At 63.1% G+C, this 18,051-nt stretch carries 20 protein-coding genes; 18 read left to right on the forward strand and 2 right to left on the reverse strand.

Going from position 1 to position 18,051, the window contains the following annotated elements; translation table 11 throughout:
• Nucleotides 1-5: 5 nt before the first annotated feature.
• The 17 genes from ACWAT4_RS09370 (at nucleotide 6) to ACWAT4_RS09450 (ending at nucleotide 14,623) form a co-directional block, all read left to right on the forward strand.
• Entirely contained in the window at nucleotides 6-1,322 is a 1,317-nt protein-coding gene (locus tag ACWAT4_RS09370; protein WP_212447182.1) for a MotB family protein, read from the forward strand.
• Entirely contained in the window at nucleotides 1,319-2,503 is a 1,185-nt protein-coding gene (locus ACWAT4_RS09375; protein WP_212447183.1) for a chemotaxis protein, read from the forward strand. The genes ACWAT4_RS09370 and ACWAT4_RS09375 overlap by 4 nt, the downstream gene beginning before the upstream one ends.
• A complete protein-coding gene (gene fliK / locus ACWAT4_RS09380; RefSeq protein WP_212447184.1) occupies nucleotides 2,500-3,843 on the forward strand; it encodes a flagellar hook-length control protein FliK in 1,344 nt (447 codons plus the stop codon). Before ACWAT4_RS09375 ends, fliK begins: the two co-directional genes overlap by 4 nt.
• Nucleotides 3,794-4,378, forward strand: coding sequence for a transglycosylase SLT domain-containing protein (locus ACWAT4_RS09385; protein ID WP_212447185.1), 585 nt, complete (start codon nucleotides 3,794-3,796; stop codon nucleotides 4,376-4,378). The genes fliK and ACWAT4_RS09385 overlap by 50 nt, the downstream gene beginning before the upstream one ends.
• A 102-nt stretch (nucleotides 4,379-4,480) precedes the next feature.
• Entirely contained in the window at nucleotides 4,481-5,713 is a 1,233-nt protein-coding gene (locus ACWAT4_RS09390) for a flagellar hook protein FlgE (RefSeq protein WP_212299166.1), read from the forward strand.
• Between the two features lie 34 nt (nucleotides 5,714-5,747).
• On the forward strand, nucleotides 5,748-7,223 hold the full coding sequence (gene flgK, locus ACWAT4_RS09395) for a flagellar hook-associated protein FlgK (protein WP_212447186.1): 1,476 nt from the start codon (nucleotides 5,748-5,750) through the stop codon (nucleotides 7,221-7,223).
• 3 nt (nucleotides 7,224-7,226) lie between these two features.
• Nucleotides 7,227-8,273: a flagellar hook-associated family protein gene (locus ACWAT4_RS09400; RefSeq protein ID WP_212299164.1), complete on the forward strand. Its 1,047-nt coding sequence runs from the start codon at nucleotides 7,227-7,229 to the stop codon at nucleotides 8,271-8,273.
• A 61-nt stretch (nucleotides 8,274-8,334) separates the two neighbouring features.
• Nucleotides 8,335-8,682, forward strand: a complete 348-nt coding sequence (gene flaF, locus ACWAT4_RS09405) for a flagellar biosynthesis regulator FlaF (protein ID WP_212299163.1) — start codon at nucleotides 8,335-8,337, stop codon at nucleotides 8,680-8,682.
• Nucleotides 8,682-9,092 (forward strand): flagellar biosynthesis repressor FlbT, encoded by a 411-nt coding sequence (flbT, locus tag ACWAT4_RS09410; RefSeq protein WP_212299162.1) that lies wholly within the window; start codon nucleotides 8,682-8,684, stop codon nucleotides 9,090-9,092. The genes flaF and flbT overlap by 1 nt, the downstream gene beginning before the upstream one ends.
• A 14-nt stretch (nucleotides 9,093-9,106) precedes the next feature.
• On the forward strand, nucleotides 9,107-9,529 hold the full coding sequence (gene flgD, locus ACWAT4_RS09415) for a flagellar hook assembly protein FlgD (protein ID WP_212447187.1): 423 nt from the start codon (nucleotides 9,107-9,109) through the stop codon (nucleotides 9,527-9,529).
• Nucleotides 9,530-9,531: 2 nt separating this feature from the next.
• Nucleotides 9,532-9,798 carry a flagellar biosynthesis protein FliQ gene (gene fliQ / locus ACWAT4_RS09420; RefSeq protein WP_128964483.1) on the forward strand — a complete coding sequence of 89 codons (267 nt, stop codon included), beginning with the start codon at nucleotides 9,532-9,534 and terminating at the stop codon, nucleotides 9,796-9,798.
• An 81-nt stretch (nucleotides 9,799-9,879) separates the two neighbouring features.
• Nucleotides 9,880-11,961 (forward strand): flagellar biosynthesis protein FlhA, encoded by a 2,082-nt coding sequence (gene flhA / locus ACWAT4_RS09425; RefSeq protein WP_212447188.1) that lies wholly within the window; start codon nucleotides 9,880-9,882, stop codon nucleotides 11,959-11,961.
• Nucleotides 11,958-12,710 (forward strand): flagellar biosynthesis protein FliR, encoded by a 753-nt coding sequence (gene fliR / locus ACWAT4_RS09430; RefSeq protein WP_212447189.1) that lies wholly within the window; start codon nucleotides 11,958-11,960, stop codon nucleotides 12,708-12,710. Before flhA ends, fliR begins: the two co-directional genes overlap by 4 nt.
• A gap of 5 nt (nucleotides 12,711-12,715) precedes the next feature.
• Nucleotides 12,716-13,135, forward strand: coding sequence for a hypothetical protein (locus ACWAT4_RS09435; protein ID WP_212447190.1), 420 nt, complete (start codon nucleotides 12,716-12,718; stop codon nucleotides 13,133-13,135).
• Nucleotides 13,132-13,599, forward strand: a complete 468-nt coding sequence (locus ACWAT4_RS09440; protein WP_212447191.1) for a rod-binding protein — start codon at nucleotides 13,132-13,134, stop codon at nucleotides 13,597-13,599. The genes ACWAT4_RS09435 and ACWAT4_RS09440 overlap by 4 nt, the downstream gene beginning before the upstream one ends.
• A 44-nt stretch (nucleotides 13,600-13,643) precedes the next feature.
• Complete coding sequence (locus ACWAT4_RS09445; RefSeq protein ID WP_212447192.1) at nucleotides 13,644-14,168, forward strand: flagellar biosynthesis protein FlgN; 525 nt, start codon at nucleotides 13,644-13,646, stop codon at nucleotides 14,166-14,168.
• Nucleotides 14,165-14,623 (forward strand): hypothetical protein, encoded by a 459-nt coding sequence (locus tag ACWAT4_RS09450; RefSeq protein ID WP_212299154.1) that lies wholly within the window; start codon nucleotides 14,165-14,167, stop codon nucleotides 14,621-14,623. Before ACWAT4_RS09445 ends, ACWAT4_RS09450 begins: the two co-directional genes overlap by 4 nt.
• 116 nt (nucleotides 14,624-14,739) lie before the next feature.
• On the opposite strand, the gene ACWAT4_RS09455 is transcribed toward ACWAT4_RS09450, so the two are convergent.
• Nucleotides 14,740-15,510, reverse strand: coding sequence for a response regulator transcription factor (locus tag ACWAT4_RS09455; RefSeq protein ID WP_212299153.1), 771 nt, complete (start codon nucleotides 15,508-15,510; stop codon nucleotides 14,740-14,742).
• Between the two features lie 822 nt (nucleotides 15,511-16,332).
• On the opposite strand from ACWAT4_RS09455, the gene ACWAT4_RS09460 reads away from it, so the two are divergent.
• Nucleotides 16,333-17,268, forward strand: a complete 936-nt coding sequence (locus ACWAT4_RS09460; protein ID WP_212447193.1) for a hypothetical protein — start codon at nucleotides 16,333-16,335, stop codon at nucleotides 17,266-17,268.
• Between the two features lie 13 nt (nucleotides 17,269-17,281).
• Here the strand turns inward: ACWAT4_RS09460 and ACWAT4_RS09465 are convergent, their stop codons facing one another.
• Nucleotides 17,282-17,860, reverse strand: a complete 579-nt coding sequence (locus ACWAT4_RS09465; RefSeq protein WP_212428230.1) for a MarR family winged helix-turn-helix transcriptional regulator — start codon at nucleotides 17,858-17,860, stop codon at nucleotides 17,282-17,284.
• Between the last annotated feature and the right edge of the window lie 191 nt (nucleotides 17,861-18,051).

Below are 18,051 nucleotides of genomic sequence, written 5' to 3' on the forward strand. Positions count from 1 at the left end.
GCACCATGGAGGAAGTCAAGCACGAGCTCGTCATCATCCGCCGGCGGGGCGCCTTCGAGGATGAGAAGGCGCACGGTGGCGTCTGGAAGATCGCCTATGCGGACTTCATGACCGCGATGATGGCGTTCTTCCTGGTGATGTGGCTGCTCAATGCGCTCAACCAGGACCAGAAGCAGGTGGTTGCGAGCTACTTCAACCCGATCAAGCTCGCCGAGAACGCGCCCGCGCCGAAGGGCCTGAAGGACCTCACCAAGAAAGAGCCGACGACGTTTGAGGGGCAGGATGGCAAGCGCCAGCCGTCCGGGCCGAATGAGGAGCGCCGCGGCGACTCGCCGACGGCCGAGAAGCCGCCCTTCTACGAAGAGAAGGTTCTGTTCCGCGATCCCTACGCGACGCTCGCCGAGATCGCGGCGAGCTCCAACCAGGCCTCGGGACAGCGGCGCGCAGGTGCGCTGACATCTGCGGAAGAAGATGGCCTCAAGGGCGGTGACGCCTATCGCGACCCCTTCGATCCCGGCTATTGGAAGCTCGCGCCCGAGGCTTCCAAGGAAGCGGACCGGATCATGGACGTCGAGCCGAAGCCGAATGCGGTCGCGCGCGACAATCCGGCCAGCACAAATCAGGGCGAGCCGCGCCGCGGCAAGACCGATGATGCCGGCGGCAGCGTGGCTCCCGACGCGCAGGCGTCGTCCACGAGCCTGTCGCCGCTGTTACCGCCGGGACCGGCGTCATCGTCTTCGCGCGACGGCAGCGTCCAGGCGAACACGCAGGCTAACCTTCAGGCCAACACCGCGCCGCAGGCGCGTTCCGCCGACGCTCCGAAGGAATCCGAGCCGCGCGACGCGGCACAGACCCAGCAGCCGACCGTCAAGCAGCTTCAGTCGGCGATTGCCGATGCGCTGTCGGACATCAAGGCCGGCGCCGGACCAGTGGCGGAAGTCCGCCAGGTCGAGGAGGGCCTTTTGGTCAGCCTGACCGACGATGCAAGCTTCGGCATGTTCGCGGTCGGATCGGCCGAGCCGCGGCCCGAGCTCGTCCGCGTCATCGACAAGATCGGTCCGCTGATCGCGAAGCGCCGCGGCATGATCATCGTCCGCGGTCACACTGATAATCGTCCATACAAATCGGACAATTACGATAATTGGCGGCTCTCCTCCGCGCGCGCGCAAATGGCCTACTACATGCTCGTTCGCTCCGGCATCGATGCGCAGCGGATCGAGCATGTCGAAGGCTATGCCGACCGCCGGCCAAAGCTTCCGAACGATCCGTCCGCCGCGCAGAACCGGCGAATCGAGATCCTGATCCGGGAGAAGCGTCTTTGACGAGGCCGCTGCTCCGCGCCGCGCTGCTGATGGTGTTGTCGCTCGTCGCGACACGCGGAGCAGCCGAGCCGGCACCGCCGTCCGGCGAGCCGTACGAGCTCGTCCGCGCGTTGCAGGCGGTGCAGGATGGCATCGCCAATGGCGACACCGCGGCACATGACAGCCACATCGCGCTGATCCGGCAGATCGGCGAAAAGTTTCTCGCCGCCGACGCGAGCGTGTGGAGCAATCCGCAGAACGGACAGGCGGTCGTGATCTACCTGCTGTCCGGCGGCGCGCCGCAGATCGTCCGTAAGCTGCCGCGTGACAAGATCAGCGTCGATTCACGGCTGTTCGACGGCGCACTCGCTTATGTTGAAGGCCGACAGGACGAGGCGAGGGACCTGCTCAAGGACGTCAAGCCGCGCGCGATCCCGTCGGGCATGGGCGGACAAGTCGCGCTGGTCCAGGGCGCGCTGTTCGCCCGGTCCGAGGTGTCGCTCGCGATCGCGCGCCTCGACGACGCACGCCTGCTGCTGCCGGGCACGCTCGTCGAAGAGGCGGCGTTGCGGCGCGAGATTCTGCTGGTCGGGCAGGCCGAGGATTTCGACAAGTTCGAGTTCCTGACGCTGGCTTATATCCGCCATTTCCGCAACTCGGTCTATGCCGGCGATTTCTGGCAGCGCTTCTCCACGGGCCTGACGCAATCAAGCCTTGCCCTGGAAGATCGCCGCTTTGCGCGGATCGCGGCGCTGCTCGAACAGGTCGACCGCGCCAGCCGCCTCAAGCTCTATCTGGTGATCGCGCGCGGCGCGCTGGTTCGCGGCAAGTTGGCCGTCACGCGGCTTGCAGGCGAGCGGGCGCTGACGCTCAGCGCCGATGCCACGGCGGACCGCGAGCGCGCGCATTTTTACCGTGGTGCATCCCGTGCCCTCACCGACGAGTATGACGGCGGCTTTGCGGAGCTGAAGGCGCTCGACAAATCGAAGCTGTCGGAGCGCGATGCCCTGCTGCTCAACGCAACTCTTCAGCTCGCACTCGACGTCCGCAAGCCGATTACGGCTCCGCCCGCGGTCGCGTCGGCCGAAAAGCCTCCGCTCACCCCGGCGCGGATCGATCTCGCGTCGTCCAACGCAATGCTCGCGCGCGCCAAGACGCAGCTCGGCGAACTGGAGCTTCTCACCAAGGATCGCCGTCCATGACCAAGCTTAGTGGAACCTCCGGACAGCTCTTCGCAGGTCTCGCCGAAGCCCTCACGCGCGGGGTGTCGCGCTCAGTAAAGGGTACAGCAACAACGGGCGGGAAAGCGGCCGACGATTCCTCGTTCCACGATCTGCTCCACACCGTTTCGAACATGGCCAAGCGAGCCTTGGACGATCAGGGTACCGATACGACCACGAAGGCCGCTCCGTTGCGCCCGCGCCTGGCCCAGCTGACCGGGCGTGACACGCCGAAGGATGCGCCGGTGCACGGGCGCACCGAGGAGACAAAGTCGCCGACCAAGCAAGATTCGGTCGATCGATCGGCGAAGGCGGACGTCCCGGGCAGTTTGAGCGTATCGACGATCATGGGGCAGGAGCTCGCTGCCGCGCCGGTCGTGACGATGCAGGTGCCGCAGGCGTCGAGCGACCAGAAGGAGACGTCGGCTCGGGACGAGCGGCCGTCTGCAACGAAGCGTGAGGTTCAGAGCATGGCAGGCATGCCGACGGCTGATGCTGGGCGATCTGCCGCCGCGCCGTCGACCGTCGCGCGTTCGGCGACCGATACATCCGGGCCGCGCCTGCAGCCTGTGAGCCCACAGGCCGCAGCGACCGACCAGATGATGCCGGCGGGAAGCGACGTTCAACCGAAAGCCATGACCGTCACGCCTGGCTTCGAGGCCATCGCGGCGAATGTCGAGCGGGCGGTAAACTCCGCGGGGCGGGACGCGCCGCCGGAAACGACCAAGGTCACGGTGGTTCAGCAGGAAACACATCTGCCTCCCGTGGCGCAGTTCAGCGCGACCCAGCAAGTCGCAAATGCGGCGATGTCGGAGTTGAAAGGCTCGCCGACGCCGGCGGCGGCTACAGCGACAGATCTCGTCGGGGCCCAAGGCAATTCGCCGAACCAGCCGCTCAGGATCCTCACCGTCAATCTCGAGCCGCCGACGCTCGGTAATGTCACCATGCGCCTTCGTCTCGTCGGCAACGAGGTCTCGGTTCAGCTGGCTGCCGAACGCAAGGACACCAGTACGATGCTGGATCAGCAGCGCGACCAGATCCGCGACCTGATGCAGTCCGCGGGGTACGTAGCCGACGTTGCGCCGGTGCAGCACGGCTCGCTCGACGGATTCCAGGCCGGATCCGGCCAGTCGCAGCCGCAGCTCTCGGGCCAGCAACAACAATCATCCCAGTCGCAAGGCGCGTTCGGCGGTGCGGGCACGTCGTCCGGTCAGTCGGACGGCGGAGCCAGGCAAACCCGACAGGAACAGCAGCCCAACCAGGAGGCACGCCATGACCAGGACGTGGCGCCGCATACTCGCCGCGGCCCTGTTTATCTGTAACGCCGGCCTCGTCGAGGCGGCGGCGACCGACGCTGCGCGCCCCTGTGAGCGCGAGATGGCGCGCGCCTCGCAGCAGCACGGGATTCCGCTCGGCATTCTCTATGCCGTCGGCCTCACCGAGACCGGCCGGCGCGGCGCGCTCTATCCTTACGCGCTCGGTGCCGAAGGACAGACCGTGTTCGCCAAGGACGTGGATGATGCGATGGCGAATTTCGAGGCGATGAGATCCAAGGGCATCAAGCTGATCGATCTCGGTTGCATGCAGATCAACCACTATTTTCACGGCGACAAGTTCAGCTCGGTACGGGCGATGTTCGATCCGGCCAAGAATGTCGACTATGCCGCGCGCTTTCTCAAGGAGCTGAAGCAGCACGAGGGAAGCTGGACCATGGCGGTCGCTCGCTACAATGCGGGCCCCAACAATCAGCCGGCGCAGAGGCGCTATGTCTGCCACATCGTCGCGCATCTCGTCTCCAGCGGTTTCGGCGCCTGGACCGACAAGGCGCGCTCGTTCTGTCAGCCCAAAACAACATGAGATGACCAACGGCTGCATGAAGTTGTGCATCGCCGATAATCATCAGCCCCGCGCAAGCAAGACCCCCCATTGTAATTACAATCTGCCAAAGGAGCCTACTTCATGAGCCTGTATGGTGTTATGCGCACCGGCGTTTCCGGGATGAACGCGCAATCCAACAAGCTGTCGACGGTCTCGGACAATATCGCGAACGTCAACACGGTCGGCTACAAGCGGGCTTCGACGGAGTTCTCCTCGCTGATCCTGAAGAGCGGCTCCGGCAATTACGATTCCGGTGCGGTCGAGACCACGGTCCGTTACGCCATCACCGATCCCGGCAATCTCCAGTTCACGACCTCGACGACGGACCTCGCGGTGCAGGGGAATGGCTTCTTCGTCGTGCAGGACGCGAACGGAACCAACTTTCTCACGAGGGCCGGCTCGTTCGTGCCCGACAGCACGGGCAACCTCGTCAACACGGCCGGCTTCCAGTTGATGGGCTACAACATCCAGAACGGCGCGGCGCCCAACGTTGCCGCCAACGGCTTCGGCGGCCTCCAGGTCATCAACGTCAATCAGATGGCGCTGCAGGCATCGCCCTCGACCAAGGCGACCGTGGCCGCCAATTTGGACCCGAGTGCCGCAGCAATCGTTCCGGCGGCCCCGGCCAGCCCGTCGAGCTACACATCGAAGACGTCGATGGTGACCTATGACAACATCGGCAACGCTGTGACGCTCGACGTCTATGCCGCGAAGACCGGTGCGAATACCTGGGACATCGAGGTCTATAACGGAGCAACCGCGCTGACGACGAGCGGGCCCGCCACCACATTCACCTTCGACGTCACGGCAGCCGGCAAGGGCGCGCTGGCGGCAACGAGCCCAACGGCGCTCTCGGTGAACATTCCCGGCGGCTCGGCCTTCAACATCGATATGTCGGCCATGACCCAGGTCGCCTCCAGCTTCGACTTCAAGGCGACCGTCGACGGCAACGCGCCATCCGCCGTCGAGAAGGTCAATATCGACAGCAAGGGCGTGGTGACCGCGGTGCTCAAGAACGGCACCGAGCTGCCGAGCTTCCAGGTCGCGCTCGCGACGGTGCCGAGCCCGGACCATCTGACGCCCGAGGTCGGCAACGTCTATTCGCCGAACCTCGACTCCGGAAACGTGCAGGTCGGCCTCGCCGGCCAGGGTGGTCTCGGAACCATCCAGTCGGGTGCGCTCGAGGATTCCAACGTCGATCTCGCGGATGAATTGACGTCGATGATCGAGGCGCAGCGCGGCTTCACCGCAAACTCGAAATCGTTCCAGACTGGCGCCGACCTGCTCGACGTCGTGGTCAACCTGAAGCGCTGAGCCCCTCAGCGCCGATTGCGGGCAAGAGCACGTCATGTCCCTTACGTCAGCCCTCGACTCCGCCCGCTCCTCGCTTATGGCGTCGGGCATCCAGTCGTCGACCATCTCGCGCAACATCGCCGGCGCCAGCACGACCGGCTATTCGCGGAAGATCACCGAGCTGGACAACCTTCCCGGCGCCGGCGTCTATGTGGCCGCGATCCAGCGCGCCGCCTCGTCGGGCTTGTACGCCAACGTCCTGACCGCGACTTCCTCGGCCGCGACACAGAGCGCGATCTATGACGGTCTCCAGAAGATCGCCTCCGCCACGGTGGATGATCCCGAGCTCGACCAGTCGCCGACGGCGCAACTCAATGCGCTGAAGCAGGCGCTTCAACAATATGCCAACGCGCCCGATAACGCGACGCTGGCGCAGGCCGCTGTCACCTCCGCCAAGGACATGGCGACCGCGCTCAACCAAGCAACCCAGACCGTTCAATCGGTCCGCGAGGGCGCGGATGCCGACATGAACATTTCGGTCCAGAACATCAACCAGCTGCTCTCCCAGTTCCAGATGGTCAATACGGCGATCGTGAAGGGAACGATCGCCGGTGATGACGTGACCGACTATCTCGATCAGCGCGACGGTATCGTCTCGAAATTGTCGCAGGAGGTCGGCGTCACGATGTCGATCCGCACCAACGGCGATGCCGCGCTCTACACCGACAGTGGCGTGGTGCTGTTCGACAAGACGGCGCGGACCGTGAGCTTCGCACCGACCACCTCCTATTCGGCGAGCATCACGGGTAACGCGGTCTTTATCGATGGCGTGCCCGTGACCGGCGCCAATTCGGTGATGCCGATCAAATCTGGCAAGCTCGCCGGTCTCGCCCAATTGCGCGACAATGACACAGTCACGTATCAGAGCCAGCTCGACGAAATCGCCCGCGGTCTGGTCAATGCTTTCAAGGAAAGCGATCAATCGGGTGCGGCGCTACCCGACGTTCCCGGCCTCTTCACCTATCCCGGTGCGCCGGCGATGCCTGCGAGCGCCACCGTGTCGGTCGGCCTCGCCGGCACCATCTCGGTCGCGGCATCGGTCGACCCGGCCCAGGGCGGCAACCCGAATCTGCTGCGCGATGGTGCCATCAGCGGCAACGTCGCCTACCAATACAACACTGCCGGCAATGGCGGCTATTCGACCCGGCTCCAGCAGCTCATCAGCAATATGGATGGATCACAGCCGTTCGACGCGACCACGCAAGGCAAGCCGAACGGCAGTCTGATCGACTACGCGTCGTCGTCGACGAGCTGGATCGAAAATCAGCGCAAGACCGCCAACGACAACTCTCAGTACCAGAGCACGTTGCTCGACCGCAGCACGACGGCGTTGTCGAACGTCAACGGCGTCAACATGGACGACGAGATGTCGTTGATGCTCCAGGTCGAGCGCACCTATTCGGCGTCGTCGAAAATCATTTCGACCGTTGATCAAATGTTGCAGAGCCTGCTGGCCGCGGTGGGGAATTAAGCCATGATGAGCGCGAACTATATCTCGACCCTGATGCTGTCCTCGTCATTGAGGTACTCGATCACGAACAATCAGGCTGCGCTGAGCAAGGCCTCGACCGAGGCGACCACCGGCCGCTTCGCCGATGTCGGCCTCGAGCTCGGTGCCACGACAGGCGGCGACGTCACCCTGCGGGCGGACCTGAACTTCGCCGATCAACTGGTCGATACCAACGGGCTCGTGGCGGGACGCCTGGACGTGACCCAGGACCGCATCACCCAGCTCAGCTCGACCGCAACCGACTTCCTCAAGGATCTGATCGCAGCCCGCAGCACCGACGGCGGCGGACGGATCATTCTGCCGCCCGCGTCCTCCAACCTTCAGGATCTGATCGGCGCGCTGAACATCTCCTACAACGGTTCGTATCTGTTCTCAGGCATCAATACGCAGAACCAGCCGATCACGGCGTACACCGCCGGCTCGGCCAGCAAGAACCAGGTCGATGCCGACTTTCTTGCGGCCTTCGGCTTCTCACAATCCTCGGCCAGCGTGAGCAGCATTACCCCGGCTCAGATGCAGACGTTCCTCAACACCAGTTTCGATGCCGAGTTCGCCAGCCCGGCCTGGAACACCAACTGGTCATCGGCCACCGACCAGGTCATGCAAAGCCGCATCTCTACGACCGAGATCGCCGATACGTCCGTCAGTGCCAACCAGATCGGCTTCCGCAAGCTTGCCGAGGCCTACACCATGATGGCCGATCTCGGGAATGCGAACCTGAACCAGTCGACGTTCCAGGTCGTCGTGGACAAGGCCATCGGCCTCGTCGGCAGCGCCATCACCGACCTGGCTGCGCTCGGCGGCAGCGTCGGCACGGTGCAGCAGCGGATCACCACCGCGACCGACAAGCTCAAGACCCAGAAGGACATTCTGAACAATCAGATCGTCGGCATGGAGCAGGTCGATCCGGCGGAAGCATCGACGCGCGTCAATGCGCTGCAGACCCAGATCCAGACGGCGCTCGCGCTCACCTCGCAGCTCCAGAAGATCAGCCTCATCAACTATCTCTGAGCCCGGGCCGTCGACGCTCTTCAATTCAGTTTTTTGCAAATTCCTGCGCAGAGTTGTCCGGATGACTTTTGAAGCCTACGAAACCGTCGTTGAAGACAGTGGTTACGAGGCGCGGGGGCGAGAGCGCCAGGCGCTCAGCCTCGGCATCGACCGATTGGAGCGGCTCCAGAAGGAGCAGCGCTTCAGCATGGAGGATCAGGTCCAGAGCCTGCTCTACGTCCGGCGGTTGTGGACGATCTTCATCGAGGATCTCGCGCATCCGGAGAACGGGCTGCCCGAGCAGCTGCGTGCCGACATCATCTCGATCGGCCTGTGGGTCGTCAAGGAAGCCGATCGTCTTCGCGAGGAGAGGTCGAACGACGTGATGCAACTCCTCGAAATCAACCGCCTAATCCGAGACGCGCTTTAATGAAGATTTCCTTGCGTGCGGGCGAACGGGTCTACATCAACGGCGCGGTGCTGCGCGTTGACCGCAAGGTCTCGCTCGAGCTCGTCAACGACGTGATGTTCCTGCTCGAAGCACAGGTCATGCAGGCCTCCGACGCCACCACGGCGATGCGCCAGCTCTATTTCATCGTTCAGCTCATGCTGATGAATCCGACCGATGTCGGCGCCGCCGCATCGCTCTATGGACAGCACCACGCGGCGCTGCTCGCCGTGTGCGAGAACCCCGAGATGCTGGACGGGCTCGCCATGATCGACGAGATGGTCGGCGGAACCCGCTACTTCGAGGCACTCAAGCGGATCCGGGCGCTGTTTCCGCTGGAACAGGCGATCCTGGCCGGCGCCACTACGGAATCCCCATTCAAGGCTGCCTGACAGCGGAGAAGCACATGAACGTTTCCAGCGCGACCGATACCACGAGCACCAATTCCACCAGCTCGACCTCGTCAACATCGAGCACGTCGAGCACCGGTGTCGACTACAACACCTTCCTCCAGCTCCTCATCGCCGAGATGAAGAACCAGGATCCGACCAATCCGACGGATACGTCGCAATATATGAGCCAGTTCGCCCAGCTGTCGACGGTCGAGCAGGCGATGCAAACCAACACCAAGCTGGATTCGCTGCTGTCTTCACAGTCGTTGTCGCAGGCGGACGGGCTGATCGGAAAGACCGTCAGCTTCACCGACTCGACCGGAGCGACCTTCACCGGCAAGGTCGCGTCGATCTCCATCAACAGCACCGGGTCCATCGCGACCCTTCAAGACGGCACCAAGGTCGCGGTCGGTCCCGGCCTCACGATCAGCAGCTAGCGATGAACGAGCGGGACGCCCTCGACATCGTCCAGGCGGCGATCTGGACCATCCTCGTCGCCTGCGGACCCGCAGTCGGCGCGGCGATGCTGGTCGGCATCCTCATCGCGCTGATCCAGGCCCTGACCCAGATCCAGGAGGCAACGCTGACCTTCGTCCCGAAGATCATCGTGATCCTCGTGGTCGTGGCCATCTCCGGCTCCTTCATCGGCGCGCATCTCTCCACCTTCACCGAGATGGTCTATTCGCGGATCGAACACGGCTTCTGATCCGAAGGGCCCGGCCCGGCCACCACCCTCGCGTAAGCTTTGCGGGGCAAATTGCGGGGCGGACCCTGCTGCCGGTGACCCATGGCCGATACGTTAGCTGCTAGCCTGCCGAACCCGCGACGCTTCGGCGCGGATGCCTTCTTCGCGGGCGGTATCGTGACCATGCTCACGATCCTGTTCCTGCCAATTCCTCCGATCCTGATTGATCTCGGCCTCGCTTTTTCGATCGCGCTGGCTGCCTTGATCCTGATGGTCGCGTTGTGGATCCAGCGGCCGCTCGATTTTTCCGCCTTCCCGACCGTGCTCCTGATCGCAACGATCCTGCGGCTCGCACTCAATGTCGCGACCACCCGCCTGATCCTGTCGCGCGGCGGGGAGGGCGAGACCGCCGCCGGCCACGTTGTCGCCGGTTTCTCCAAGTTTGTCATGGGCGGCGACTTCGTCATCGGCCTGATCATCTTCGCGATCCTGGTCACGGTGAATTTCGTCGTGATCACCAAGGGCGCAACGCGTATCGCCGAAGTCGGCGCCCGCTTCACCCTGGATGCCATCCCCGGCAAGCAGATGGCGATCGACGCGGACCTCTCTGCGGGCCTGATCGACGACAAGGAAGCCCAACGCCGGCGCCGCGAGCTCGAAGAGGAGAGCTCCTTCTTCGGCGCGATGGACGGTGCCTCGAAATTCGTGCGCGGCGATGCCATCGCCGGCCTGATCATTACGGCTATCAACATCTTCGGCGGCATCATCATCGGCGTCACCCATCACGGTCTGACCCTGTCGCGCGCCGCCGACGTCTACACAAAACTCTCCGTCGGCGACGGTCTGGTCACGCAGATGCCGGCGCTGATCGTGTCGCTGTCCGCAGGTCTTCTGGTGTCCAAGGGCGGCACCAGGGGCTCGGCCGAGCAGGCGGTGCTGCGGCAACTCGGCGGCTATCCGCGCGCAGTGTCGGCGGCCTCCTTGATGATGTTCGTCCTCGCCTTGATGCCGGGGCTGCCAATGCCGCCGTTCGTGCTGCTCGGCGGGGTCATGGCCTTCGTCGGTTATTCGCTGCCGAAGCGCCAGGCGGCCGCGAAGCAGAAGGAAGACGCGCGCAAGGCGGAAGAGCGGGCGCAGAGCGAGGCCAAGGAATCCGTCAAGGAGTCGCTCAAGACCGCCGAGATCGAGCTGTCGCTCGGCAGCCATCTCTCGGTCCACCTGCTCGGATCGCGCAACGAGCTCGCCCACCGCGTCAGCAAGATCCGCAAGAAGTTCGCCAAGCAATACGGCTTCGTCATTCCCGAGATCAAGCTGTCGGACAATCTGTCGATCGACCCCAAGGGGTACCAGATCCGGATCCACGATACCCGTGTCGCACATGGCGAGCTCAGGATCGGCGAGGTGCTGGTGCTGGTGGATAAGGACGGCAAGCCCGACGTTCCCGGCGACGAGGTGATCGAACCCGCCTTCGGCATGAAGGCGTTGTGGGTGACGGAAGCGTTCACCGAAGAGGTCAAGCGTCAGGGTTGCAAGCCGGTCGACAATCTGTCGGTGCTGCTCACGCATCTGAGCGAGGTGCTGAGGGCAAATCTCTCGCAGCTTCTGTCCTACAAGGACATGCGCGGACTACTTGACCGGCTCGAGCCTGAATACAAGCGCCTGGTCGACGATCTCTGCCCGTCACAGATCTCCTATTCCGGTCTGCTGGCAATCCTGAAGATCCTGCTGGGTGAGCGGGTGTCGATCCGCAACCTTCATCTGATCCTGGAAGCGATTGCCGAGATCGCTCCCCATGTGCGGCGCTCCGAGCAGGTCGCCGAGCATGTGCGGATGCGCCTGGCCCAGCAGATCTGCGGTGACCTCTCCGACAACGGCGTCCTCAATGTCCTTCGTCTCGGCAACCGTTGGGATCTGGCCTTCCACCAGAGCCTGAAGCGCGACGGCAAGGGTGACGTCGTCGAGTTCGACGCCGACCCGCGGCTGATCGAGCAGTTCGCGACCGAAGCGAGCGCCGCGATCCGGAAATTCACCGAGGACGGCACCAGCGTAGTGCTGGCGGTGACCCCGGAAGCGCGGCCCTATGTCCGCATGATCCTGGAACGGGTGTTCCCGACATTGCCCATCCTGTCGCATGTCGAGGTCTCTCGCAGTGCCGAGATTCGGGCGCTCGGAGCCATCTCGTGATCAACGGCCTTGCCGACAACGTGCTCGCCACGTTCATCGTGTTCTGCCGTATCGGCGCGTGCCTGATGCTTGTGCCCGGCTACTCCAGCGTGAACGTTCCACCGCAGATACGTCTGTTCGTCGCACTGGTCACGACGTTCGCGCTGACGCCGATCCTGCTCTCGATCCTGAAGCCGCTCGTGGACGATGCGTCGCCGCTGACGCTGGCGCTCCTGATTGGCACGGAGCTGCTGGTCGGCTGCGTCATCGGCCTTGGTGGACGTGTGTTCTTCCTCGCGCTCCAGACCATGCTCGCCGTGATGGCGAGCGCGATCGGGCTCAGCAGCATCCCGGGCACACCGGTCGGCGACACAGATCCGGCGCCGCCCGTCGTGCCGCTGGTCATGGCCGCCGTCACGACGTTATTCTTCCTGACCGACCAGCACTGGCAGGTCCTGCGCGGTTTGATGAACTCCTACGACGTCTGGTACCCCGGCGAGAAGTTGAGCGGCGAGATGGCGCTGAACCAGCTCGTGAGTCGCCTCACGGACGCATTCGCGCTGACGCTGCGCATCACGAGTCCCTTCATCGTCTATTCCATCGTCGTCAATTTCTCGGTCGGTCTCATCAACAAGCTGACGCCGGCGATTCCGGTCTATTTCGTTTCGGTGCCGTTCGTCCTGTTCGGCGGCTTCCTGCTGCTCTACCTCACCAGCGACGAGTTGCTGACGCAGTTCATGCTCGGTCTGTCGTCATGGCTGGCGGGGTGACGGCAATGACATCCCGCGCGGACAAGGTCGGTCGAATCGTCTCGCTGGTGAAGCTTCAGCTCCGGCTGTCCGAATGGCAGCTCGCGCAATTGCGGCAGCAGGAGCAGGCCATGCAGGACGAGCAGGCGTGGCTGGTTGGAACCCTGAATGGGGGCAAGCCGCCTGCGGGATCGTCCAGCGACTCGATCGCGCGGCGCCTCAACAGGACGAGCGTCGGCGAGCGCGCCGTGCAGGAGCGCGCTTCAATGCAACTCGACAAGGTTCGCTCGGAGAATCGGCGCGTCAAGCAGCTCGAGGAGGTCGCCAAGGCGGCATTGGCCGACAAGCTGCGCGAGGCCGAGAAGCGATCGCTCGAGGACATGACGGGCACACATGCCACCGTGCGCGACTTGACGCCGCGGCCAGCCAGCCGGAACAAGCCATGATCGTGACAGCGACATCCGACCTCGTTCTCGACGTCCTCGACGCCGCCGATCCTGTGGCGCAACGCGCAGCGACCGCGAAGCTCGACGCGCTGAAATCGTCGGACGTCGATTTCGCCGAGTCGATGGACGCAGCGGCCAGCAGGGCGACTGACCAATCCGCCGCAAGCATGGCCGAGGCGCAATCTGGCGTGGTGAACGGGCCGCCGGTGCAGGTGATCAAGAAGCCGGGCCCGGACGAAGTCTATCGCAAGTTCGAGGCGTTCATCCTCCAGACCTTCGTCGAGACGATGCTGCCGAAGGAGTCGGAAGAGGTGTTTGGCAAGGGCACCGCCGGCGGCATCTGGAAATCGATGCTGGCCGAGCAGCTCGGCGCCCAGCTCGCGAAGGGCAAGGGGATCGGAATTGCCAAGCAGCTCGCATCGGCCCATCCGGCGGCTCCGGATGCGACGGGCAAGGCCGGGTGATGGATCTGGGAAATGGGTGACGAACGTTGAGGGGGGAATTTGCTATGCAGGTAGAACAGAGCGCGACGGCTCCGGTGATGGAGCAGCCGGTCGTGGACACTGAGGGAATGACGGAGGTCGCGCCGGGCGATGCTCTGTTGCCCGCGCTCCTGCCCGATATCGGCAGCGGCATGATTTCTGACGACGCGGAAGCGGCAAGGTTGGAGGCGACGCGGTCCGAGGAGGTCAGTGGCCTGCTGGCCGCTATTCGCCGGCTCGAGAACATCGTCGAGGAGGAGACCACCGCACTCGCGACCGGACAGAAGGTCGATTTCGACGACTTCAGCGCCCGGAAGAGCCGGAGCATGCTGGAATTCGTCCGCCTGATTCGGGCACGGATGCATCTCGGCGGCGAGACCGAAATCACCGAGGAGATTCAGCGGCTGCGCGAGAAACTGGAGCGGAACCGCTCCCTCCTCGAGATGCACTACGACGCCGTGCGTGAGGTCGCCACCATCATCGTCAGGGCGATCAAAGAGGCCGAGTCCGACGGCACCTATACCGGTCGCGCAGCGCGGGACGGAAAATGATCAAACTCGTGCTGGCCGGGCTCTGGGTATGCATCCTCACTGCGGGCACGAGCTATGGCGTGGCCTATTGGAAGGAAAACGGTAGCCTGCTGCCCGCAAAGGACGAATATCTCGACGGGCTGCAATATCAGAAGACGCGGGCGCTGAGCGTGCCCATGGTCGAGAGCGGTGCCGTGCAAGGCTACATCGTCGCGCGCTTCGTCTACACCGTGGAGGCCAAGACCATGCACCAGCTCACCGTTCCTCCGGAACCATTCGTCGTCGATGAGGCCTTCCGCAGAGTCTATGCCGACGACAAGCTCGATTTCAGGAAGCTCGCCCGGTACGATCTTTCAGTCCTCACCGCGGCGATCAAGCAGCGCGTCAATGAGCGGATGCGGGCCGACATCGTCCAGGATGTTCTGGTCGAGGACTTCAATTACGTCTCCAAGGAAGAATTCCAGCAGAAGCCGTAACACGCCGGGCCGCGAAGCTCGGCCGGCGTAACCGCGTTTCTGCCTACAAAAAAACCGGCCTCTGTGGGATCTCCCCGCAGAGGCCGGTGGTCGTTTGCGAGCGGCTCTGTAGCGCGTCAGTTGCCGGCCGGGTGCGCCGCCGGAACGGCATGAGCCCGGTTCAACAGGATGCCGACCTCGTCGAGATCCTGCATCGACTCGTCGATGGCCTCGTTGGCCGGGATATTGAGCCGGTACCCGACGTACCGCCGCGCCACGATGGCGTCGAAACCGAGGCGGTCACGGAGCTTCTTGCGCAGCTTGCTGACGTGGCTCTCGATCACGCTCTCGTCGAACGTGGATTCGAAGATACCGTAGACGGCATTGAAGATCTGCGTCTTGGTGACCCACTTGCCGTGATTGCTGACCATATATTCGAGAATGCGCAGCTCGCGGCGGGGTAGGGTGAGGGCGTGCCCTGCAATCTCGGGATCACGTCCGTTGAAGAAGACCTGGATCCTGGTCTCGCAGGGCCTTGGCAGTTCGCCCACCCGGCGGCGTGCGATCGCGGCCGTCCGGGCGAGGATCTCACGCAGGTGAATCGGCACGTGCACGACGTCGTCGACGCCCGCCTCGAACAGCTCCAACGTGTTCTTGAGCATCTTCTGGCCGCTCATCGCGATGATCGGAGCCGCGGATCGCTTGCGCATCGCCCGTGGCAGGCTTCCGCGGGCATCGCAGTCCCCCAGAAGAAAGGCATCAACGGCTGCTAGGTCCGATTCGTTCGCGGATTGCAGCCAGTCCCAGAATTCTCCGGAGGAGAAGCCGATCGACGATACGCCTTCGCGAACGAGCCCTCCTACGTAGCTGTTCGTGACGCTCTCGCGATCATCAACGATAATATACATCAGTCAGTCGCCCCTGTTTCGCACTTGCAGCGGCCGGGAGGTTTATTGTGATGCCCCGGCTCGTCAGCCATGCTGTTTGACGATATTTCCCTCCCGCGAATCGTTGTTATGGTTTCGATATTCGCGGGCAGCCCTACGCATTCAGTGCCTGCGTGAGCAGGCCTGTTACTTCGACTCGATACTGAACGCTTACTGCGTGAAGCCCGGCGGATGTCTTACGTATCATCTTGCGGGGCGGATTGAGAAAACGACCTGGTACAGTTGCGTCACGTTGCTCGTTGCGCTCGAACACTACTGAACTCAGTCGATCTCCTCGCCAACGGGCGAGAATCACTTGATGTCAACCGTAACAATTGCCGATTTCCGATCAAGCGTGCGAAACAAAGCGTTTGCTACGTGTGTTTGATGCTGTTGGTTTGTTTCCGGTTGTTTCTTTGTATGTCGTTTCACATCAGTTGATTTGGAATTCGAACTAGTTTTGCACCGTGACGGTTATAAAGTTCCGGATACCCGTACAAATACAGCTATTTTGGGTAGTGCCGCCGGGCCGCCGCAGTGAGGGGTTTTCAACCCCGGATTGACTCTCTTTGCTGCGCACTCCGGTGCGACAACTCGACTCATATATCGCGGCGAGACTCCAGCTTGGCGAAATCTTGGCGAGTGTGTGTCTTTCGAGTCGCACTTTTGCCTCGTGCATGACGCGTTGGACACCATTCGATGTCGCATTGCTTGTGACGAATGGAATTTTTGATGCGCACGTTTCAGGCAAGCTTCGCCAATTAGCTTCGTTCGACAGATCGAAAACGAACGGAGCATTTTCAAATGTTGTCCGATGGAAAAACGCGTCCCGCTGAAACTGCGGATTCGGCCGCCGCGGCGAAGCCGGCTCCGGAAACGCGCGATACGAAGATCAATCATGCGCAGCGCGCGGCCAGGCCTGCGACAGCTGCCAAGCCCGCGTCTGCAGCGAGCGACGAAGTTGCGGCCAAGGCAGCGCTCGAGGGATTGAAGCGCATTCGCGCCAAGGCGCGCCTCGATAAGATGGCGATACCAAAGCCTGCGCCGGTGGTGATCAAGCCGGCGGTGATCGTGGCCAAGCCGCCGCCGCCGCGTCCGACATGGGTCGCACCGCTCGCGACATTGGCGGTTGCCGCCATCCTGGTGGTTTGCGCCTGCACCGGCGTCATTGCCTATCTCACTACGCAGCCGAGCCAGACCAATGCCGCGGCCAATGCGGAGATCAGGAATCTGCGCGATACGGTCGCCCAGTTGCGCAAGCAATTGTCCGGCGTCTCCGAGAATCTCGACGGCCTGCGAACCGCGGTCGATCAGTCGAGCAAGGCGACCAGCGATCGTTTCGGCCGGTTCGCCGAGAATCTGGATCGCATCGAGCGGGTGAGCTCGTCCTCGACGGCAAAGCTCGACAGGCTCGCCCAGGCCCAGGTCCAGCCGCCGCCTCCCGCTGCTGTGCAGCCGTCCTCGCCGGCGATGCCGATGATGGCCTCGGTCACTGCCCCCGAGACCACGGGGTCAGTGTCTCCGGTCGAACGCAGCTCGGCACCGCGAAAGGTGATCAAAGGCTGGTCGGTCCGTCAGGCCTATGAGGGTATCGCGATCCTTCAAGGGCCGAACGGCGTCGTCGAGGCCGTGCTTGGCCAGCAGGTCCCGGGCCTCGGCCGCATCGAGGAGATCAGGAACGAGAACGGCCGTCTTGTCGTCGAGACCAGCGGCGGCGTGGTTCATTCCGCGCGTAAATGAGCGGCGGCCATTTCTATTGGCGGTGATGCTCGAAGCTGGTGCATAGCAGGTCGATTTCGGCTTCCGCGATCGGCGCGCGAAACAGCCGGCAGGTGAACTCGACCGTGGTCTTGTTCTCGGAAGCAGTGCGATCCTCCCGCAGGAAGATGCATCGCTTGCAGACGTCGGTATGATGCCGCTGTTCGGCGGCGTCCGCCTGATCGAGCACGTGTCGCAGTGTGTCGCGAAAGCGGATCTTGCTGTCATCATCAAGGACGGCGATGGCATCGACCAGGCCATTGACGGGATCGCGTGCTAGAAACTTCTTGCCTTGCTGCGTCACGCTCAGCATGACGGAGCGCTTGTCCTTGGCGGAGCGTTTCCGCTCGACATAGCCGAGCCGCTCGAGCTCGCCGATGATGAAAGAGGCCGTGCCGCGCGTGGTGCCGACATAGCTCGCCAGCGCCGAAGGCGTTGTGGAGAACCGGTTGGCACGGGAGAGAAATCGCAGCGCCATCCACTCACGATCGCGCATGCCGTGCTTGGTGCCTTCGAACCACAGGATCCGCGCCACCTGTCCCATTAATTCAATCGCTTCGCGAGCCAAATTCATTTCGATGCCAGATCGGATAAAGCCTTATTCAACTGGGCCTTTGGGGCGCAATCGCTGCGGGTCGGAACGAAGCTGTCGAACCTCGCTTCGCTCGAAGCGGAAACAGTTGCCGCGCTTGGAAGACGCTTTCCCCTTCTGGAGACGGAACATTCCGGAGTGGAACTAGAGCGTCATAACGAAAGTTCGAGTAA

It is taken from the genome of Bradyrhizobium sp. T-1, from assembly GCF_053592855.1.